Annotated in this window: 19 protein-coding genes and 1 other annotated feature; all 19 genes read left to right on the top strand. The window is 36.2% G+C overall.

What is annotated here, in order from left to right:
* Nucleotides 1-19 precede the first annotated feature (19 nt).
* The 19 genes from radA (at nucleotide 20) to rpoC (ending at nucleotide 21403) form a co-directional block, all read left to right on the top strand.
* Nucleotides 20-1390, top strand: a complete 1371-nt coding sequence (gene radA / locus JN168_RS12045; RefSeq protein ID WP_042737951.1) for a DNA repair protein RadA — start codon at nucleotides 20-22, stop codon at nucleotides 1388-1390.
* Between the two features lie 67 nt (nucleotides 1391-1457).
* Nucleotides 1458-2516, top strand: a complete 1059-nt coding sequence (locus JN168_RS12040; RefSeq protein ID WP_042737952.1) for a PIN/TRAM domain-containing protein — start codon at nucleotides 1458-1460, stop codon at nucleotides 2514-2516.
* A gap of 425 nt (nucleotides 2517-2941) precedes the next feature.
* Entirely contained in the window at nucleotides 2942-4396 is a 1455-nt protein-coding gene (gene gltX, locus JN168_RS12035) for a glutamate--tRNA ligase (RefSeq protein ID WP_042737953.1), read from the top strand.
* Nucleotides 4397-4745: 349 nt separating this feature from the next.
* Nucleotides 4746-5387 (top strand): serine O-acetyltransferase, encoded by a 642-nt coding sequence (cysE, locus tag JN168_RS12030; RefSeq protein WP_042738251.1) that lies wholly within the window; start codon nucleotides 4746-4748, stop codon nucleotides 5385-5387.
* Complete coding sequence (cysS, locus tag JN168_RS12025) at nucleotides 5371-6771, top strand: cysteine--tRNA ligase (RefSeq protein WP_042737954.1); 1401 nt, start codon at nucleotides 5371-5373, stop codon at nucleotides 6769-6771. Before cysE ends, cysS begins: the two co-directional genes overlap by 17 nt.
* Nucleotide 6772: 1 nt before the next feature.
* A complete protein-coding gene (locus tag JN168_RS12020) occupies nucleotides 6773-7162 on the top strand; it encodes a Mini-ribonuclease 3 (protein WP_042737955.1) in 390 nt (129 codons plus the stop codon).
* Between the two features lie 4 nt (nucleotides 7163-7166).
* Nucleotides 7167-7916 carry a 23S rRNA (guanosine(2251)-2'-O)-methyltransferase RlmB gene (gene rlmB, locus JN168_RS12015; RefSeq protein WP_042737956.1) on the top strand — a complete coding sequence of 250 codons (750 nt, stop codon included), beginning with the start codon at nucleotides 7167-7169 and terminating at the stop codon, nucleotides 7914-7916.
* Nucleotides 7913-8440, top strand: a complete 528-nt coding sequence (locus JN168_RS12010; RefSeq protein ID WP_107526762.1) for an NYN domain-containing protein — start codon at nucleotides 7913-7915, stop codon at nucleotides 8438-8440. The genes rlmB and JN168_RS12010 overlap by 4 nt, the downstream gene beginning before the upstream one ends.
* A gap of 152 nt (nucleotides 8441-8592) precedes the next feature.
* A complete protein-coding gene (locus JN168_RS12005) occupies nucleotides 8593-9081 on the top strand; it encodes a sigma-70 family RNA polymerase sigma factor (protein WP_232139112.1) in 489 nt (162 codons plus the stop codon).
* A 134-nt stretch (nucleotides 9082-9215) separates the two neighbouring features.
* Entirely contained in the window at nucleotides 9216-9359 is a 144-nt protein-coding gene (gene rpmG / locus JN168_RS12000; protein ID WP_082039164.1) for a 50S ribosomal protein L33, read from the top strand.
* 128 nt (nucleotides 9360-9487) lie between these two features.
* On the top strand, nucleotides 9488-9667 hold the full coding sequence (gene secE, locus JN168_RS11995) for a preprotein translocase subunit SecE (RefSeq protein ID WP_042737958.1): 180 nt from the start codon (nucleotides 9488-9490) through the stop codon (nucleotides 9665-9667).
* 14 nt (nucleotides 9668-9681) lie between these two features.
* A complete protein-coding gene (nusG, locus tag JN168_RS11990) occupies nucleotides 9682-10230 on the top strand; it encodes a transcription termination/antitermination protein NusG (protein WP_042737959.1) in 549 nt (182 codons plus the stop codon).
* Between the two features lie 228 nt (nucleotides 10231-10458).
* On the top strand, nucleotides 10459-10881 hold the full coding sequence (rplK, locus tag JN168_RS11985) for a 50S ribosomal protein L11 (RefSeq protein ID WP_042737960.1): 423 nt from the start codon (nucleotides 10459-10461) through the stop codon (nucleotides 10879-10881).
* Between the two features lie 228 nt (nucleotides 10882-11109).
* The gene (gene rplA, locus JN168_RS11980; RefSeq protein ID WP_042737961.1) at nucleotides 11110-11799 is read left to right on the top strand and encodes a 50S ribosomal protein L1; all 690 of its coding nucleotides are present in this window, start codon (nucleotides 11110-11112) and stop codon (nucleotides 11797-11799) included.
* A gap of 98 nt (nucleotides 11800-11897) precedes the next feature.
* Nucleotides 11898-12045: a sequence feature (ribosomal protein L10 leader region), on the top strand.
* Nucleotides 12046-12115: 70 nt separating this feature from the next.
* Nucleotides 12116-12622: a 50S ribosomal protein L10 gene (gene rplJ, locus JN168_RS11975; protein WP_042737962.1), complete on the top strand. Its 507-nt coding sequence runs from the start codon at nucleotides 12116-12118 to the stop codon at nucleotides 12620-12622.
* 37 nt (nucleotides 12623-12659) lie between these two features.
* Nucleotides 12660-13028 (top strand): 50S ribosomal protein L7/L12, encoded by a 369-nt coding sequence (gene rplL / locus JN168_RS11970; protein WP_042737963.1) that lies wholly within the window; start codon nucleotides 12660-12662, stop codon nucleotides 13026-13028.
* Nucleotides 13029-13286: 258 nt separating this feature from the next.
* Nucleotides 13287-13895 (top strand): class I SAM-dependent methyltransferase, encoded by a 609-nt coding sequence (locus JN168_RS11965; protein ID WP_042737964.1) that lies wholly within the window; start codon nucleotides 13287-13289, stop codon nucleotides 13893-13895.
* Between the two features lie 199 nt (nucleotides 13896-14094).
* Nucleotides 14095-17646 carry a DNA-directed RNA polymerase subunit beta gene (gene rpoB, locus JN168_RS11960; RefSeq protein ID WP_279525929.1) on the top strand — a complete coding sequence of 1184 codons (3552 nt, stop codon included), beginning with the start codon at nucleotides 14095-14097 and terminating at the stop codon, nucleotides 17644-17646.
* A gap of 160 nt (nucleotides 17647-17806) precedes the next feature.
* Nucleotides 17807-21403: a DNA-directed RNA polymerase subunit beta' gene (rpoC, locus tag JN168_RS11955; protein WP_229367372.1), complete on the top strand. Its 3597-nt coding sequence runs from the start codon at nucleotides 17807-17809 to the stop codon at nucleotides 21401-21403.
* Nucleotides 21404-21477 lie beyond the last annotated feature (74 nt).

Raw genomic sequence — 21477 nt, 5'->3', positions numbered from 1 at the left:
GAAAGTTGGAGGTGCGAATTTGGCCAAAAAGAAAGTGATTTTTGAATGTATGGCATGTGGGTATCAGTCGCCTAAATGGATGGGGAAATGTCCGAATTGTGGTGGCTGGAATCAGATGGAGGAAATCGTTGAACAAAAGGCAGCGAGTCCTAAACATGGCGTGCGTAGCCGTGATAATGTTGCAAAGGTACAAAAATTAAATGATATTCAACACGAGAATACACCTAGAATTATCAGCAAATCAGCTGAATTTAACAGAGTGCTTGGTGGTGGAATCGTTAATGGTTCTTTAGTGCTCATCGGTGGGGATCCAGGTATTGGGAAGTCAACATTGTTACTACAAGTATGTGCGGCTTTATCGCAATCCTATAATGTACTCTATATAACAGGTGAGGAATCACTCAACCAAACTAAATTAAGAGCTGAAAGATTAGATGAAGATTCAAGCCAGCTCAATGTATTTGCTGAAACAGATTTAGAAGTCATTCACGAAACTGTTAAACAATTGAAACCGGATTTGCTCGTTGTGGATTCAATTCAAACAATATTCCATCCTGAAATTAATTCGGCACCAGGTTCGGTATCCCAAGTCAGAGAAAGTACACAAAGTTTGATGAATATCGCAAAGCAGATGAATATCGCGACTTTTATCGTTGGACATGTGACGAAGGAAGGGCAAATTGCTGGACCTCGTTTGCTAGAGCATATGGTGGATACGGTGCTTTATTTCGAAGGTGATGAACATCACGCGTACCGCATATTGCGAGCTGTGAAAAATAGATTCGGTTCGACAAATGAGATGGGTATTTTTGAAATGAAGCAAAGTGGGTTGAAAGGTGTTAAGAATCCTTCAGAAATGTTTTTAGAGGAACGTTCTACCAATGTTCCAGGTTCGACCATAGTTTCTACAATGGAAGGCACTAGACCATTATTAATTGAAGTGCAGGCGTTAGTGACGCCTACAACATTTAATAACCCTAGAAGAATGGCAACAGGGATAGACCATAATAGACTTAGCCTCCTTATGGCAGTGCTAGAAAAAAAGGAGAATTATCTTTTACAGCAACAAGATGCATATATTAAAGTTGCAGGCGGTGTTCGATTGACTGAACCTGCCGTCGATTTAGGGATAATCGTTGCAACAGCGTCGAGCTTTAAAGATTTGGCTGTTGATGGTTTAGATTGCTTTATAGGTGAAGTAGGTTTGACTGGCGAAGTGAGAAGAGTATCGCGTATAGAACAGCGTGTTCAAGAAGCGGCTAAACTCGGATTTAAAAGAGTTATTATTCCGGAAACGAATATTGGCGGTTGGCAATTCCCAGAAGGCATAAAGGTAATAGGTGTTAAAAGTGTACATGAAGCATTGAAGTATGCTATTAACAAACAGTAAATTTCTAAAACATACAGATAACCATTATTGGAATCTGTATGATTTTCTTGAGAGAGGAGAGTTAAACTTGAACGTGTTAAGACTCATTATTATCTTGTGCTACGTTATACTCGGTGCAAGTTTAGGTGTGTATCTCATACCAGAAATCATTGTTGATGCAGGTTTGAGTAAATTCACACTACTCACTAACAACTATTTTAATGGTTTGTTAGGGATAGTTATATTCTTTTTAATATTTGGATGGTTTATTGGTAAAGCAACACTAGCTATGAAAGAGCTTGAACAGGCTATTATGCGTAGAAGTGCCATTGAAATTCTATTTGCAACAATCGGATTAATTATCGGTTTATTAATTTCAGTAATGATTTCATTTATTTTCCAAATTATTGGAAATACAGTATTAAATCATTTTGTGCCTGTCATTGTGACAATTATTCTGGGTTATTTAGGATTTCAGTTTGGACTTAGAAAGCGTGATGAAATGCTATTGTTTTTACCGGAAAATATGGCGCGTTCAATGTCAATCAATGCACGCAATGCTGTACCTAAAGTGATTGATACAAGTGCAATCATCGATGGTAGAATACTAGATATTATTGAATGTGGTTTTATTGATGGGGAAATCTTAATTCCTCAAGGTGTGATTAATGAGTTGCAAGTAATTGCAGACGCAAACGATAGTGTGAAAAGGGAAAAAGGACAACGTGGTTTAGATATTTTAAATAGTTTGTATGATACTAAATATCCGACTCGAATCATTCACCCAACTAAATCTCACAGTGATATCGATGCTATGTTGATAAAGTTAGCACAACATTATAGAGCGCATATTATTACGACAGATTTCAATTTAAATAAAGTATGTCATGTCCATGGGATTCAAGCATTAAATGTCAATGACTTATCAGAAGCGATAAAACCTTCTGTACATCAGGGAGATCAATTCAGTTTGTTGTTAACCAAGATGGGAAAAGAAGCTGGACAAGCTGTAGGTTATTTAGATGATGGTACGATGGTTGTTGTTGATAATGCTAAAAAACATGTTGGTGAACATATAAATATAGAAGTCATTAGTTTATTGCAAACTTCTTCTGGAAGAATTATCTTTGCAAAAAAACTGGCTTAATTTTCTTGAAGGTTTGATGTGAAAGTGTAGCATAGGTTGTTACAATTTCACATCAAACCTTTTATTGTTATTGTGTCCTATTATTGCTACTTGTAAGAGGAATTACAAGGGAATTTAAGCAGAGTGATACCATAATAACCTTGAAAGTGCTACAATAGATAGCGAAATTGTATTGTTATGTATCGTAGTAGCGTTGTGTTTCTAAATTAGAACTTAGTATTAAGTGTATAGTGGCACTTTGAAATTCATCATGCTATGATAATTAAGCGAATGAATAAACAAATTGATAATGGTTGAACGTGTTGTAGAAGTAAATGTTACTAGTCTTCTGTTGCGTTTAACTATTTTTAATGTGTGTTCAGAATAAATTTTAGAATACAAGTGAGTATTAACAAATACTAAATTATTAAACAGGAGTGAACATAATGAGTGATCGTGTAAGAGTCAGATATGCACCAAGTCCGACAGGTTATTTGCATATTGGTAATGCAAGAACTGCATTATTTAACTATCTATTTGCTAAACATTATGATGGAGATTTTGTGATTCGAATTGAAGATACAGATAGTAAGCGTAACCTTACTGATGGTGAATCATCTCAATTTGAAAATTTAAAATGGTTAGGTATTGAATGGGATGAGTCTATAGATAAAGACAAAGGATATGGGCCATATCGCCAATCTGAGCGTGCTGAAATTTACAATCCACTTATTCAACAACTGTTAGATGAAGATAAGGCGTATAAATGTTACATGACGGAAGAAGAGTTAGAAGAAGAGCGTCAACAACAAATTGAACGTGGTGAAATGCCTCGTTACGGTGGTAAACATGCCCACTTAACTGAAGAAGAGCGCCAACAATTTGAAGCAGAAGGTCGTAAGCCATCAATTCGTTTCCGTGTACCAAAGGACACAACTTTCTCATTTGATGACATGGTTAAAGGTGAAATTTCATTTGATTCAAATAATATTGGAGATTGGGTTATCGTCAAAAAAGATGGCGTGCCAACATATAACTTTGCAGTTGCAGTAGACGACCACTATATGGAAATCTCTGACGTGATTCGTGGGGATGACCACATTTCAAATACACCAAAGCAATTGATGATTTATGAAACATTCGGTTGGGAAGCACCACGTTTTGCACATATGTCATTAATTGTAAATGAAGAGCGCAAAAAATTAAGTAAGAGAGACGGTCAAATCTTACAATTTATTGAGCAGTATCGTGATCTTGGATATTTACCAGAAGCGTTATTCAACTTTATTACATTATTAGGTTGGTCTCCAGAAGGTGAAGATGAAATTTATTCACCAGAAGAGTTTATTAAGATATTTGATGAAAAGCGTTTATCAAAATCTCCAGCATTTTTCGACAAACAGAAATTAGCATGGGTTAACAATCAATATATGAAACAAAAGGATACTAATACAGTATTCGAACTTGCTCTACCTCATTTGATTAAAGCAGAATTACTTCCTGAAAATCCAAGTGAGTCAGAATTAGCTTGGGGACGTAAATTAGTTGCACTTTATCAAAAAGAAATGAGCTACGCAGGTGAAATTGTACCATTATCTGAACTGTTCTTCCGTGATGAACAAGTATTAGGTGCAGATGAGCAAGAAGTTATCGATGGTGAACAAGTTCCTGAATTAATGTCGCACTTATACAGTAAACTTGAGGCGCTTGAGCCATTTGAAGCAGCAGAAATTAAACAAACAATCAAAGCTGTTCAAAAGGAAACAGGTATTAAAGGTAAGCAATTATTTATGCCAATCCGTGTTGCTGTTACTGGACAAATGCATGGACCTGAATTACCAAACACGATTGAAGTGCTAGGTAAAGACAAAGTGTTATCACGATTAAAGAAATACGTTTAAGTCAAAGCATTTTTTAGCTGTGTAAACATCGTATAGTAGTAAAATTTTACTTGAAAAATAACACTAAACGGCATATGATTAGAATTGAATTAGCGAAGGATTAGTAGATAACCATCAATGTACAGAGAGTGTGCGGTTGCTGTGAGCACATCATTGTAATTATTGAATGCACCTTTGTGTTTAGAATTGAATTAGCATTGACGAGAATATAAGTAGTCTATAATTATTGTAGTATTTACACAATATAAGGCGTTAGCTTATAGAAAATGAGAGTGGAACCGTGCAAAAGCGCCTCTAACAAATGTGTTAGAGGTGCTTTTTTGATAGGGAGGTAGCAATCTTGTTTAAGATTTTGAAACGGATAAAAGATGATATAAATATGGTGTTTGAACAAGATCCAGCAGCACGTAGTACATTAGAAGTTGTTACTTCTTATGCGGGCATACATGCAGTTTGGAGTCATTTAATCGCACATGAATTATATAAAAGGAAAAAATTTGTTACAGCGAGATTGATTTCACAAGTAGCACGATTTTTTACAGGGATAGAAATTCACCCAGGCGCACAAATAGGTAAACGATTATTTATCGACCACGGTATGGGGGTAGTCATTGGAGAGACTTGTCGTATTGGAGATAATGTTACTATATATCAAGGTGTGACATTAGGTGGTACGGGTAAAGAAAAAGGTAAGCGTCATCCAGACATTGGAGATAATGTATTAATTGCAGCTGGTGCTAAAGTGTTAGGTAATATCAAGATTGAATCTGACGTAAATATTGGTGCCAATTCAGTTGTGTTAGAATCTGTACCAAGCTATTCTACTGTAGTTGGTATACCAGGACATATTGTAAAGCAAGATGGTAAACGTATTGGTAAAACATTTGACCATAGAAATTTACCAGATCCAATTTACGAGCAATTAAAAGAATTAGAGAAACAACTTGAGAAAACGAGAAATGGAGAGATACAAGATGATTACATTATATAATACGCTCACACGTCAAAAAGAGACGTTTAAGCCTATTGAACCAGGTAAGGTTAAAATGTATGTTTGTGGACCTACTGTCTATAACTATATTCACATTGGGAATGCAAGACCAGCTATCAATTATGATGTAGTAAGAAGATACTTTGAATATCAAGGGTATGAAGTGATATATGTCTCAAACTTCACTGATGTTGATGATAAGTTAATCAAACGTTCGCAAGAATTAAACGAACCAGTACCAGATATTGCTGACCGTTATATCAAAGCATTCCATGAAGATGTAGGGGCATTAAATGTTAAACAAGCCACTTCTAATCCACGTGTAATGAATCACATGGACGATATTATTCAATTTATTAAAGAGTTAGTTGATGAAGGTTATGCATATGAAAGTGGAGGAGACGTTTACTTTAGAACAAGAAAGTTTGAAGGTTATGGTAAATTAAGTCATCAGTCATTAAATGATCTGAAAGTTGGCGCTCGTATTGAACAAGGTGAACAGAAAGAGGATGCCTTAGACTTTACGTTATGGAAGAAAGCGAAGCCAGGTGAAATCAGTTGGGATAGTCCGTTTGGTGAAGGAAGACCAGGATGGCATATTGAATGTTCAGTTATGGCTTATCACGAATTAGGTGCTACTATTGATATTCATGCTGGCGGTAGTGATTTACAATTCCCACACCATGAGAATGAAATAGCACAATCAGAAGCACACAACCATGCCCCATTTGCAACATATTGGATGCATAATGGCTTTATAAATATTGATAATGAGAAAATGAGTAAATCATTAGGTAATTTCGTGTTAGTACATGACATCATCAAACAAATTGATCCTGATGTGCTACGTTTCTTTATGATTAGTGTCCATTACAGAAGTCCAATTAATTATAATATGGAACTTGTAGAAGCAGCGAAAAGTGGTTTGGAACGTATCAGAAATAGCTATGAAGCTATAGTGGAAAGAGAAGCAATTGCAACAGATGTTATCGAGCAATCAGAATATAGCGAAGCAATCGATAAAGTGCTTGAACAATTTGAAACAGTTATGAATGATGATTTCAATACGGCTAATGCAATCACAGCATGGTATGATTTAGCAAAATTAGCAAACAAATATGTATTAGAAAACACTACTTCTAGCACTGTATTAAATCGTTTTAAAGAAGTATACCAAATATTTAGTGATGTATTAGGTGTACCACTTAAAGGAAAAGAATCAGATGTATTATTAGATGCTGACATAGAAGCATTGATTGAAGAGCGTAATACTGCGAGAAAAAATAAAGACTTTGCACGTGCAGATGAAATTCGTGATGAATTAAAAGCGCAAAATATCATTTTAGAAGATACTGCACAAGGTGTGAGATTTAAGCGAGGCTAACATGGATAATAAATTATTAAATCCACTTACATTAGCATATATGGGTGACGCAGTGTTAGATCAGCATGTAAGAGAGTATATTGTATTGAAACTTAAAGCTAAACCCAATCGTTTACACCAAGAAGCAAAACGTTATGTTTCTGCTAAAAGTCAGGCGCAAACATTAGAACAACTGACTGAAGCTGACTGGTTTACTGACGTAGAGCTTGATGTTGTGCGCAGAGGTAGAAATGCTAAAAGTTATACCAAGGCTAAAAATACAGATATTCAAACATATAGAAAAAGTTCAGGTCTAGAAGCGGTCATTGGTTATTTGTATTTGGAAAAGGAACACGATAGATTACAAGCATTGTTGCAATATATTGTTCAATGTGTAGATGAAAGGAAGTGATACTGTGGAAGATATCGTAATAGTAGGACGCCATGCGGTAAAGGAAGCAATCGTATCTGGTCATACAATTAATAAAATATTAATACAAGATACGATTAAAAAAGGACAAATAAATGAGATTTTAAAACAAGCGAATAATAAGAAAATTATTGTCCAAAGTGTACCGAAGTCTAAAATTGACAACTTATCTGATGCACCTCACCAAGGTGTAGCAGCTTATATTGCACCATACGAGTATGCTGATTTTGATGCATTTTTATCAGAACAAAAGAACAAAGAAACATTATCTACAGTATTAATATTGGATGGTTTAGAAGATCCGCACAACTTAGGGTCTATTTTAAGAACGGCTGATGCCTCAGGTGTCGACGGTGTGATTATACCTAAAAGGCGTTCGGTAGCGTTAACTCAAACGGTAGCAAAGGCGTCAACAGGTGCCATTCAACATGTCCCGGTCATGAGGGTGACAAATTTAGCGCAGACGATTGAAACATTGAAGGAAAATGGTTATTGGGTCGTTGGTACAGAAGCGGAGAATGCTACAGATTATAGAGAGATGGATGCGGCAATGCCTTTAGCTATTGTGATTGGTAGTGAAGGACAAGGAATGAGTCGACTTGTAAAAGATAAATGCGATTTTTATATTAAAATTCCAATGGTAGGTCACGTCAATAGTTTGAATGCCTCAGTAGCCGCTAGCTTAATGATGTATGAGGTATATCGTAAGCGAAATCAGATTGGAGATCAGACATGAAGGATCGCTACTTGATTGTCGATGGTTACAATATGATTGGGCAGTCTCAAGAACTTAGCCGATTATCGAAAGAAAATTTAGAAGAAGCGCGAGAACAGTTGTTAACTGCAATTGCTAATTATAATGCGGTGATTGCTGACGAAGTAGTATGTGTCTTTGATGCTTATGAACAAGCAGGTGCACATTCTGAATATATGTATCATGGGGTTAAAGTGATTTTTACGAAGGAAAAGGAAACCGCAGATAGTTATATTGAGCGATATGTGTATGATTTATATGATAAACACACACGTCATATCACTGTTGTAACCAGTGATATGAGCGAACAACACGCTATATTTGGTACTGGTGCATACCGAATTTCTTCAAGAGAAATGTGGCGAGATTTAAAGGAAAACGAAATCACTGTCTCGAAGGAACTTGAAGGGTTCAATGAGCAAAAGCCACGAACTCGAATTGAACTTTCAAATGAAATATTAGAAGAATTTGAAAAACTAAGACGAGGCAATAATAATAAAGAATAATATGGCAAGTTGCTTTTTATTATTTGTCCGCTGTATCCTATGCTTAATCATTTAAGTTAAGAAAGGATACATGAATGCAAGAGAACACCAATGTTAATAAGTGTGTACAATACGAAAATGTTAATTTAACTATCCATTCGGTGAATTGTATTTTGGAACAAACGAGAACGCATATTATTCAAAGAGTAAATCATTTTTCTATTCATCCAAACGATCGTGAAGATATATGCCAGGAAATACTTTTGAAAGTATTCCTTGCCCTGAATTGTTTTGATTTTGAACGTAATATACCACTAGAGCACTATATTAATCGTATTATAAAGCATGCTAAATGTGACTATATCCGAGACAAAGTGAAACGATTGAAACGACAAGAATCTCTTGTTCGAGAACACATCGTAAAGTATGGTACGCCCGCAGCAAGTTCTAAACTAGAGTTGGATTTAATAACTAAAGATAGTATATGCATGCTACACAAACGTTTAGCTGATTGTACAACGCTAGAACGAAAAATTATGCAACTTGCATTTCGAGACTATAAGCCTAAAGAAATTGCTCACATTTTAAATATTGAAGTTAAAGTAGTTTACAATGCAATTCAACGTTGTAAAATGAAACTCAAGCCATATTTACAAGTTTGAATTTGTAAATATGTATATATTTTAAAGGTGAAAATAGGCAATGAGTATGTGCTTGACCTATTGTGATGACAATTGACAATTGACTTGTATGTTATGTATAGTAGATTGGTATTATAATGAGTTGGGTGAGTAAAATGAAAAAAGTACCACTAAGTTGTGAAGTTTGTGGAAACAGAAATTATAATGTTCCAAAGCAGAGTAATCTTACATCTAGATTGGAATTGAAAAAGTATTGTCCAAGGTGTAATGCACATACCTTGCATAAGGAATCAAAGTAAAGTTAGCAATGTGATGAAAGTTAATCGAGTGAATAAATACCGACTAAGATAAGGTGTTATGTTTGCTTGGTTTTGTAGTAAGGAAATAAGCAAATAAGGAATAAAGAAATCACACGGAGGTCTTATAAATGGCTAAAAAAGAAAATTTCTTCCAAGGCGTTAAGTCAGAAATGGAAAAGACAAGTTGGCCAACCAAAGAAGAATTGTTTAAGTACACAGTCATTGTTGTAGCTACAGTAGTATTTTTCTTAGTGTTCTTCTATGCCTTAGACTTAGGAATTGGTAAAATTATAGAGTTAATCAAATAGATAGGAGTGACGACATGTCTGAAGAAGTTGGCGCAAAGCGTTGGTATGCTGTGCATACTTATTCTGGGTATGAAAATAAAGTTAAGCAAAATTTAGAAAAACGTGTTGAATCTATGAATATGACAGAGCAAATATTCAGAGTTGTGATACCGGAAGAAGAAGAAACACAAGTAAAAGAAGGTAAAGCAAAAACACTTACTAAAAAAACATTCCCTGGTTATGTATTAGTCGAACTTGTTATGACTGATGAATCATGGTATATCGTTAGAAATACGCCAGGTGTTACTGGCTTTGTTGGTTCGGCAGGTGCTGGTTCTAAGCCAAACCCACTGTTACCAGAGGAAGCGCGTTTCATCTTAAAACAAATGGGCATGAAAGAAAAAACTGTTGATGTACAAATTGATTTAGGTGAACAAGTGAGAATTAAATCAGGACCATTTGCGAACCAAGTCGGTGAAGTTCAAGAAATTGAAGTTGAAAAGTATAAATTAACAGTACTTGTAGACATGTTCGGTAGAGAAACACCAGTAGAAGTTGAATTTGATCAAATAGAAAAGCTATAAAATAGCTAAGGTAGAAAAAGGAAAACAAGAGTAAACTCTTGCATAAGAACACCTAAGCCATAAAATGTCTAAGGTGTTCTAAAAATTAACTATTGATTTAATATATAGTTTGATGTTATAATACTGTGGTCGCGCTTTTAGAGCGTTCATTTCGTCACGAAATGTAGAAGAGTGGGAGGGCAAAACTTAGTCCTGTGACCACATCACGATATCAAGGAGGTGCACATCGTGGCTAAAAAAGTAGAAAAAGTAGTTAAATTACAAATTCCTGCAGGTAAAGCAAATCCAGCACCACCAGTTGGTCCGGCATTAGGTCAAGCAGGTGTGAACATTATGGGATTCTGTAAGGAATTCAACGCACGTACGCAAGAGGATGCAGGTTTAATCATCCCAGTTGAAATCAGTGTATATGAAGATCGTTCATTTACATTCGTAACTAAAACACCACCAGCTCCAGTATTACTTAAAAAAGCAGCTGGTATTGAAAAAGGTTCTGGCGAACCAAACAAAAACAAAGTTGCTACAGTAACTAAAGATCAAGTACGTGAAATTGCTAACTCAAAAATGCAAGATTTAAATGCTGCTGACGAAGAAGCAGCTATGCGTATTATCGAAGGTACTGCACGCAGCATGGGTATCACAGTTCAATAATTAAAGTAATGATTTATAGATAGACGTATAGAAGCAGATGACAGATAATGACAAACATGATGACAGCGTTCAATATTGTCGTAATATGAGGTGAAATGTCATTTATTATGGAAGCAATTCCTACGATAAAATAACACTTTTAAACCTCACTGTTATCTGCTCTTAACTTGCAAAAGCAAGTAAACGTGGGAGGAAATTCCGCTAAAACCACTAAAGGAGGAACATGAAATGGCTAAAAAAAGCAAAAGATATCAAGAAGTAGCTAGCAAAATCGACCGCCAAAAACAATATTCTGTTGAAGAAGCTGTTGAACTAGCTAAAGAAACAAGTATCGCTAACTTTGATGCATCTGTTGAAGTTGCATTCCGTTTAGGTATCGATACTCGTAAAAATGATCAACAAATCCGTGGCGCAGTAGTATTACCAAATGGTACTGGTAAGTCACAAAGTGTATTAGTATTCGCAAAAGGTGATAAAGCATCTGAAGCTGAAGCTGCTGGTGCAGACTTCGTTGGCGAAGGTGAATATGTAGAAAAAATCCAACAAGGTTGGTTCGACTTTGACGTAGTAGTAGCTACACCAGATATGATGGGTGAAGTTGGTAAATTAGGTCGTGTATTAGGACCTAAAGGTTTAATGCCAAACCCTAAAACTGGAACAGTTACAATGGACGTTAAAAAAGCTGTTGAAGAAATCAAAGCTGGTAAAGTTGAATACCGCGCTGAAAAATCAGGTATTGTTCATGCATCAATTGGTAAAACATCATTTGATACTGACAAACTTGTTGAAAACTTGAAGACTTTACAAGATGTATTAGCTAAAGCTAAACCATCTTCTGCTAAAGGTACTTACTTCAAATCAATCACAGTTACTACAACAATGGGACCTGGAGTTAAAGTTGACGCTTCAACTTTCTAATATCCACCTCATGCTATAAAAATAAATTTCAAGACTAAGGCAATTTTGCAGTAGTCTTGAAATTTAATATTGACATAACACAATATAAGGTTTATATTGATGTATGTATTATTTTACCTAAGACAGTAGGAGTTAGTAATAACTTAAAACACGATCCTACCGAGGCTAAAATTGACTTGAACGTGATTATTTTAGAACTTTCAAGCACTTTTTGCCATGGGTAGAAAGTGCTTTTTTTATTGAGGGATAGACGAGATAATACATCTTAGTCGACTCAAGATTAAAAGCACCAAATAAAATTTATGGAGGTGTCTAAATGTCTGCTATCATCGAATCAAAAAAACAACAAGTTGATACAATTGCTGAACAACTTAAAAATTCAGTATCAACAGTAATCGTTGACTATCGTGGTCTTAGCGTTGCTGAAGTAACTGAATTACGTTCACAATTACGTGAAGCTGGTGTTGAATACAAAGTATTGAAAAACACTATGGTTCGTCGTGCAGCTGTACAAGCTGGTATCGAAGGTTTAGATGAGCACTTAGTAGGTCCTACAGCGGTTGCTACTTCAACTGAAGATGTAGTTGCTCCAGCTAAAGTACTTGCTAAATTCGCAAAAGAACATGAAGCTTTAGAAATTAAAGTTGGTGTTATGGAAGGTGCAGTTATTTCAGCTGAAGAAGTTAACACAGTTGGTACATTACCATCACACGAAGGACTTGTTTCTATGCTATTATCTGTATTACAAGCTCCAGTCCGCAACTTCGCATATGCAGTTAAAGCTGTTGGAGAAAACAAAGAAAACGAAGAAAGCGCTGAATAATTGCGCATAATAATTAAAAAAACGGAGGAATATTAAAATGGCTAATCAAGAACAAATCATTGAAGCAATTAAAGAAATGTCAGTTTTAGAATTAAACGACTTAGTTAAAGCAATCGAAGAAGAATTTGGTGTAACTGCAGCAGCTCCAGTAGCAGCAGCAGGTGCAGCAGGCGGCGCAGACGCAGCAGCAGAGAAAACAGAATTCGACGTAGAATTAACTTCTGCTGGTTCATCTAAAATCAAAGTTGTTAAAGCTGTTAAAGAAGCAACTGGCTTAGGATTAAAAGACGCTAAAGAATTAGTTGACGGAGCTCCTAAAGTTGTTAAAGAAGGTTTAGCTAAAGAAGAAGCTGAAAAACTTAAAGAAGCTTTAGAAGAAGTTGGCGCTACAGTAGAATTAAAATAATTCTTGCTGGCTAACAGTTAATAATTATATATTGCAAGTTTATAATGTTGCTTAGTTTATCACTAACTAAAGTGACGAGATTTAAGTTACGTTGAAACTTGAAATCTTTGAGAAATGAAAACCCCGTTATTGTAATAACGGGGTTTTGTCTTATTTTGTCTATATCTATGATTTGAGGATAATTCAGTAATGACTTTTATACTCAGCGAAATGGGTATAGTATTAATCTAAGAATAAAAGATTAAATGAGGTGTAGTCATGAGTCATTATTATGATGAAAATCCTGAAGTAGAAAGTGATGAATCACTTTTTACATACTCCTACAACAACCATGACATTGAGCTAATTACAGATGCAGGTGTTTTTTCAAAAGGGAAAATCGACTTTGGATCTGACTTATTGGTAAGCACTTTTTTAAATGCACATCCCCCAGGACCTACAAAACATATATTAGATGTTGGTTGCGGTTATGGCCCAATTGGTTTAATGATTGCAAAGGTATCCCCGCATCATGAAATTACGATGGTAGATGTTAATCGACGCGCGCTAGCATTAGCGAAAAGAAATCAACAGAAAAATCATATTGATAATGTGGAGATAGCAGAAAGTGATGGGTTATCCCAAGTTGAAGATCAAGCATTTGACTTTATCTTAACGAATCCGCCGATAAGAGCTGGGAAATCAGTGGTCCATGGTATTTTAAATGACGCTTATAGTAAATTGAAACAAGATGGCGAGCTTTATGTAGTTATACAAAAAAAGCAAGGTATGCCATCAGCAAAAAAGAAAATGCAAGAAACATTCGATAATGTTGAAGTAGTAGAAAAAAGTAAAGGTTATTACATTTTAAGAAGTGTAAAAGGTTGATTAAAATGTCTGCTTCTGATATAGTTATAGAATGTAAAAATTTATGTTCAATAAGTGTGTACTTTTACGTTCAAAATAACATTGTATATAATATGAAATAGAAAATGGTGTCATCAGGAGTGCTACCGTTTTCTTTTTGTCTTATTATATTTGCTATTTTTCTAAAAGTAAACACACAATTTTTGAGGGGTGAATCTGTTTGGCAGGTCAATTTGTCCAATATGGAAGACATCGTAAACGTAGAAACTATGCGAGAATTTCAGAGGTATTAGAATTACCAAATTTAATTGAGATTCAAACTAAGTCTTACGATTGGTTCTTAGAAGAAGGTTTATTAGAAATGTTTAGAGACATTTCTCCAATTGAAGATTTCACAGGAAATCTATCATTAGAATTTGTAGATTATAGACTTGGTGAACCAAAATATGATTTAGAAGAATCTAAAAACCGTGATACAACGTATGCAGCACCTCTTCGTGTTAAAGTACGTCTAATCATTAAAGAAACTGGCGAAGTAAAAGAGCAAGAAGTGTTTATGGGCGATTTCCCATTAATGACAGATACAGGTACATTCGTAATCAACGGTGCTGAACGTGTAATCGTATCACAATTAGTTCGTTCACCATCCGTTTACTTCAATGAAAAGCTAGACAAAAACGGCAACACAAACTTTGACGCAACAATTATTCCTAACCGTGGTGCATGGTTAGAATATGAAACTGATGCCAAAGATATTGTTTATGTACGTATTGACAGAACTAGAAAGTTACCATTAACAGTATTATTAAGAGCTTTAGGTTTCTCAACGGATCAAGAAATTGTTGATTTGTTTGGTGAAAGTGAATACTTGCGTAATACATTAGAAAAAGATGGAACTGAAAATACTGATCAAGCATTGCTTGAAATTTATGAGCGTCTACGTCCTGGTGAACCACCAACAGTAGAAAATGCTAAAAGTTTATTATATTCACGTTTCTTCGATCCAAAACGCTATGATTTAGCTAGTGTGGGTCGTTACAAAGCGAATAAGAAACTTCACTTAAAGCATCGCTTATTCAATCAAAAATTAGCTGAACCAATTGTTAATGCAGAAACTGGTGAAATTGTTGCTGAAGAAGGTACAGTACTTGATCGTCGTAATTTAGACGAAATCATGGATGTATTGGAATCAAATGCAAACAGCGAAGTGTTTGAATTAGAAGGAAGCATCATTGATGAGCCTGTAGAAATTCAATCAATCAAAGTTTACGTACCTAATGATGAAGAAGGTCGTACAACGACAGTGATTGGTAACGCGTTCCCAGATTCAGAAGTGAAATGTATTACACCTGCTGATATTATTGCATCTATGTCATACTTCTTTAACTTACTAAGTGGTATTGGCTTCACTGATGATATCGACCATTTAGGAAACCGTCGTCTACGTTCAGTAGGGGAATTATTACAAAACCAATTCCGTATCGGTTTATCAAGAATGGAACGTGTAGTACGTGAAAGAATGTCTATTCAAGACACAGATTCAATCACACCACAACAATTAATCAACATTCGCCCTGTAATTGCATCTATCAAAGAATTCTTTGGTAGTTCACAATTATCACAGTTCATGGACCAAGCAAACCCATTAGCTGAGTTGACGCATAAACGTCGTCTATCAGCATTAGGACCTGGTGGTTTAACTCGTGAACGTGCTCAAATGGAAGTACGTGACGTTCACTATTCTCACTATGGTCGTATGTGTCCAATCGAAACACCTGAGGGTCCAAACATCGGACTTATCAACTCATTATCAAGTTATGCGCGTGTAAATGAATTTGGTTTCATTGAAACACCATATCGTAAAGTTGATATTGAAACACAATCTATTACAGATCAAATTGACTACTTAACAGCTGATGAAGAAGACAGCTATGTAGTAGCACAAGCAAACTCTGTATTAGATGAAAATGGTCGTTTCGTAGAAGATGAAGTCGTTTGTCGTTTCCGTGGTAACAACACTGTAATGGCAAAAGAAAAAATGGACTACATGGATGTATCACCTAAACAGGTTGTATCTGCTGCGACAGCATGTATTCCTTTCTTAGAAAACGATGACTCTAACCGTGCATTGATGGGTGCGAACATGCAACGTCAAGCTGTACCTTTGATGAATCCTGAATCACCATTTGTTGGTACAGGTATGGAACACGTAGCTGCACGTGACTCTGGTGCTGCAGTTGTTGCTAAACGTAAAGGTCGCGTTGAGCATGTTGAATCTAATGAAATTCTTGTTCGTCAACTTATTGAAGAGGATGGCCAAGAATACGAAGGCGAATTAGATCGCTATCCATTAGCTAAATTCAAACGTTCAAACACAGGTACATGTTATAACCAACGTCCTATTGTTAGCTCAGGTGACGTTGTGACTAAAGGTGAAATCTTAGCTGATGGTCCTTCAATGGAATTAGGTGAGATGGCACTTGGTAGAAACGTAGTTGTAGGTTTCATGACTTGGGACGGTTATAACTATGAGGATGCTGTAATCATGAGTGAACGTCTTGTTAAGGATGACGTTTATACTTCAATTCATATTGAAGAGTATGAATCAGAAGCACGTGATACAAAATTAGGACCTGAAGAAATCACTCGTGATATTCCGAACGTTTCTGAAAGTGCACTTAAAAACTTAGATGACCGCGGTATTGTATACGTAGGTGCTGAAGTTAATGATGGTGATATCCTAGTAGGTAAAGTAACGCCTAAAGGTGTAACTGAATTAACTGCAGAAGAACGCTTGTTACATGCAATCTTCGGTGAAAAAGCACGTGAAGTACGTGATACATCATTACGTGTGCCTCATGGTGCTGGTGGTATTGTTCTAGATGTTAAAGTCTTTAACCGTGAAGAAGGAGACGACACATTATCTCCTGGTGTAAACCAATTAGTACGTGTTTATATCGTTCAAAAACGTAAGATTCACGTTGGTGATAAGATGTGTGGACGTCACGGTAACAAAGGTGTTATTTCTAAGATTGTTCCAGAAGAAGACATGCCTTATTTACCAGACGGAACACCTATCGATATCATGTTAAACCCATTAGGTGTACCATCACGTATGAATATCGGACAAGTATTAGAGTTGCACTTAGGTATGGCTGCTAAAAACTTAGGTATTCATGTTGCGTCACCTGTATTCGATGGTGCCAATGATGAAGATGTTTGGTCTACAATTGAAGAGGCCGGTATGGCACGTGACGGTAAGACTGTACTTTATGATGGACGTACAGGTGAACCATTTGATAACCGTATTTCTGTCGGCGTAATGTACATGTTGAAACTTGCACACATGGTTGACGACAAATTACACGCACGTTCAACTGGACCATACTCACTTGTTACACAACAACCACTTGGTGGTAAAGCACAATTCGGTGGACAACGTTTCGGTGAGATGGAGGTATGGGCACTTGAAGCATACGGTGCTGCATATACACTTCAAGAAATCTTAACTTACAAATCAGATGACACAGTAGGTCGTGTTAAAACATACGAATCTATTGTTAAAGGTGAAAATATTTCTAAACCAAGTGTTCCTGAATCATTCCGAGTATTGATGAAAGAGTTACAAAGTTTAGGATTAGACGTTAAGATTATGGACGAGCATGACAATGAAATTGACATGCATGACACTGAAGATGAAGATGTTGTTGAGCGTAAAGTTGATCTTCAACAAAAAGATGCTCCAGAATCACAAAAAGAAATCACTGACTAATCGCATTTAAGTTTATAAAGGTATATTCCATATCGAGTAGCCACTTCGGCACTCGATAGTGGTCTTGCCATTTATCAATATAGAGCAATCAATCAATTTGCACAGCTAATCTAAATTGAAGGAGGTAGGCTCCTTGATTGATGTAAATAATTTCCATTATATGAAAATAGGACTTGCTTCACCTGAAAAAATCCGTTCATGGTCTTTTGGTGAGGTTAAAAAGCCAGAAACAATAAATTACCGTACTTTAAAACCAGAAAAAGATGGTCTTTTCTGTGAAAGAATATTCGGACCTACAAAAGATTGGGAATGTAGTTGTGGTAAATACAAACGCGTACGCTATAAAGGTATGGTTTGTGACAGATGTGGTGTAGAAGTAACAAAATCAAAAGTGCGCCGTGAAAGAATGGGTCACATTGAACTTGCTGCTCCTGTATCTCACATTTGGTACTTCAAAGGTATTCCAAGTCGTATGGGTCTATTATTAGACATGTCACCAAGAGCATTAGAAGAAGTAATTTACTTTGCATCTTATGTTGTTGTTAATCCAGGACCAACTGGTCTTGAGAAAAAGACATTACTATCTGAAGCTGAATTCAGAGAGTACTATGATAAATTCCCAGGACAATTCACTGCTAAGATGGGTGCCGAAGGAATCAAAGAACTACTTGAAGAAATCGATTTAGATTCTGAATTAAAATTATTACGTGATGAGTTAGAATCAGCTACTGGTCAAAGACTTACACGTGCTATTAAACGTTTGGAAGTTGTTGAATCATTTAGACATTCTGGTAACAACCCAGCGTGGATGATCTTAGACGTACTTCCAATTATCCCACCTGAAATCAGACCAATGGTTCAATTAGATGGTGGACGTTTTGCTACAAGTGATTTGAATGATTTATACCGTCGTGTTATTAACCGTAATAACCGTTTGAAACGTTTATTAGATTTAGGTGCGCCTGGTATCATCGTACAAAACGAAAAACGTATGTTACAAGAAGCTGTAGATGCGTTAATCGATAATGGTCGTCGTGGCCGTCCAGTTACTGGACCAGGTAACCGTCCATTGAAATCACTTTCTCATATGCTTAAAGGTAAGCAAGGTCGTTTCCGTCAGAACTTATTAGGTAAACGTGTTGACTATTCAGGTCGTTCAGTTATCGCAGTTGGACCAAGCTTGAAAATGTATCAATGTGGTCTACCGAAAGAAATGGCACTTGAATTGTTCAAGCCTTTCATTATGAAAGAATTAGTACAACGTGAGATTGCTACAAACATTAAAAATGCTAAGAGCAAGATTGAGCGCATGGATGACGAAGTATGGGATGTTTTAGAAGATGTAATTAAAGAACACCCAGTACTACTTAACCGTGCACCTACACTTCACAGACTAGGTATCCAAGCATTTGAACCAACATTAGTAGAAGGCCGTGCGATTCGTTTACATCCACTTGTAACGACAGCATATAACGCCGACTTTGATGGTGACCAAATGGCTGTTCACGTACCTTTATCTAAAGAAGCACAAGCAGAAGCACGTATGTTAATGCTTGCTGCACAAAATATCTTGAACCCTAAAGATGGTAAACCAGTTGTTACACCATCTCAAGATATGGTATTAGGTAACTATTACCTAACTTTAGAACGTAAAGATGCTGTGAATACAGGTACAATCTACAATGATACAAATGAAGTATTAAAAGCTTATGCTAATGGTTACGTACACCTACACACGCGTATTGGTGTTCACGCTAAATCATTTAACAATCCAACATTCACTGAAGAGCAAAATAATAAAATCTTAACAACTTCTGTTGGTAAGGTAATCTTCAATGAAATTATTCCGGATTCATTTGCTTACATCAATGAACCATCACAAGCCAATTTAGAAGGTGAAACACCTAATAAATATTTCGTGTCAGCAACTGAATTAGGTGAAGGTGGACTAAAAGCTTACTTTGAAAATGAAGAATTAATTGAACCTTTCAATAAAAAATTCTTAGGTAACATCATCGCAGAAGTGTTCAACCGTTTCAGCATTACAGACACATCTATGATGTTAGATAGAATGAAAGACTTAGGTTTCAAATTCTCTTCTAAAGCAGGTATCACAGTTGGTGTATCAGACATCGTGGTATTACCAGACAAGAAAGATATCTTAGATGAGCATGAAAAATTAGTTGAAAGAGTTACAAAACAATTCAACCGTGGTTTAATCACTGAATATGAACGTTATAATTCTGTCGTTGAAATTTGGACAGATGCTAAAGATCAAATTCAAGGTGAATTAATGCAATCACTTGATAAGACTAACCCAATCTTTATGATGAGTGACTCTGGTGCCCGTGGTAACGCGTCTAACTTTACACAGTTAGCCGGTATGCGTGGATTAATGGCCGCTCCATCAGGTAAGATTATCGAGTTACCGATCACATCTTCATTCCGTGAAGGTTTAACAGTATTAGAGTACTTTATCTCTACACACGGTGCGCGTAAAGGACTTGCCGATACAGCACTTAAGACTGCCGATTCAGGTTATCTTACTCGTCGTCTTGTTGACGTTGCACAAGATGTTATCGTTCGTGAAGAAGATTGTGGTACGGACAGAGGTTTACTTGTTTCTGATATTAAAGAAGGTACAGAAATGATTGAACCATTTATCGAGCGTATAGAAGGTCGTTATTCTAAAGAAACAGTTCGTCACCCAGAAACAGATGAGATTATTATCCGTCCAGACGAATTAATTACTGCAGATATCGCAAAACAAATCGTAGACGCTGGATTTGAAAAAATGTATATCCGTTCTGCATTTACTTGTAACACACGTCACGGTGTATGTGAAAAATGTTACGGTAAAAACCTTGCTACTGGTGAAAAAGTTGAAGTTGGTGAAGCAGTTGGTACAATTGCAGCCCAATCTATCGGTGAGCCAGGTACACAGCTTACAATGCGTACATTCCATACAGGTGGGGTAGCAGGTAGTGATATTACACAAGGTCTTCCTCGTATCCAAGAGATTTTCGAAGCGCGTAATCCAAAAGGACAAGCGATTATTACGGAAATCGAAGGTGTTGTGGATGACATCAAACTTGCTAAGGACCGTCAACAAGAAATCGTAATTAAAGGTGCAAATGAAACAAGATCTTATCTTGCATCAGGTACATCTAGATTGAAAGTTGAAATCGGTCAAAGCGTTGAACGCGGTGAAGTATTAACAGAAGGTTCTATCGAGCCTAAGAACTACTTATCAGTATCAGGTTTAAATGCAACTGAGAGCTACTTATTAAAAGAAGTTCAAAAAGTTTACCGTATGCAAGGTGTAGAAATTGATGATAAACACGTTGAGGTTATGGTAAGACAAATGTTGCGTAAAGTACGTATCATCGAAGCTGGAGATACTAAGTTATTACCAGGTTCATTAGTTGATATTCACAACTTTACTGATGCTAACCGTGACGCATTTAAAGAGCGTAAACGACCTGCAACAGCTAAACCAGTATTATTAGGTATCACTAAAGCGTCTCTTGAAACTGAAAGCTTCTTATCAGCAGCTTCATTCCAAGAAACAACTCGTGTACTTACAGATGCTGCAATTAAAGGTAAACGTGATAACTTACTTGGTCTTAAAGAGAATGTTATCATCGGTAAATTAATTCCAGCAGGTACTGGTATGAGACGTTATAGAGATGTTCAATATGACAAAGCTGTACCAGCACAAGAAGAAGTGGAAGAAGTTCAAACTACTGAAATTTAATTCACTGATTTAATATAAACAAGGTGATCGGAATTCTTTATTTCGGTCACTTGTTTTTTATTTATTTTTTTAAT

This window comes from Staphylococcus gallinarum (assembly GCF_029774255.1).
GTDB classification, from domain to species: Bacteria; Bacillota; Bacilli; order Staphylococcales; family Staphylococcaceae; genus Staphylococcus; species Staphylococcus gallinarum.
The sequence above is the reverse complement of the archived record's forward strand: the minus strand, read 5'-3'. Positions and strand labels throughout refer to the sequence as shown.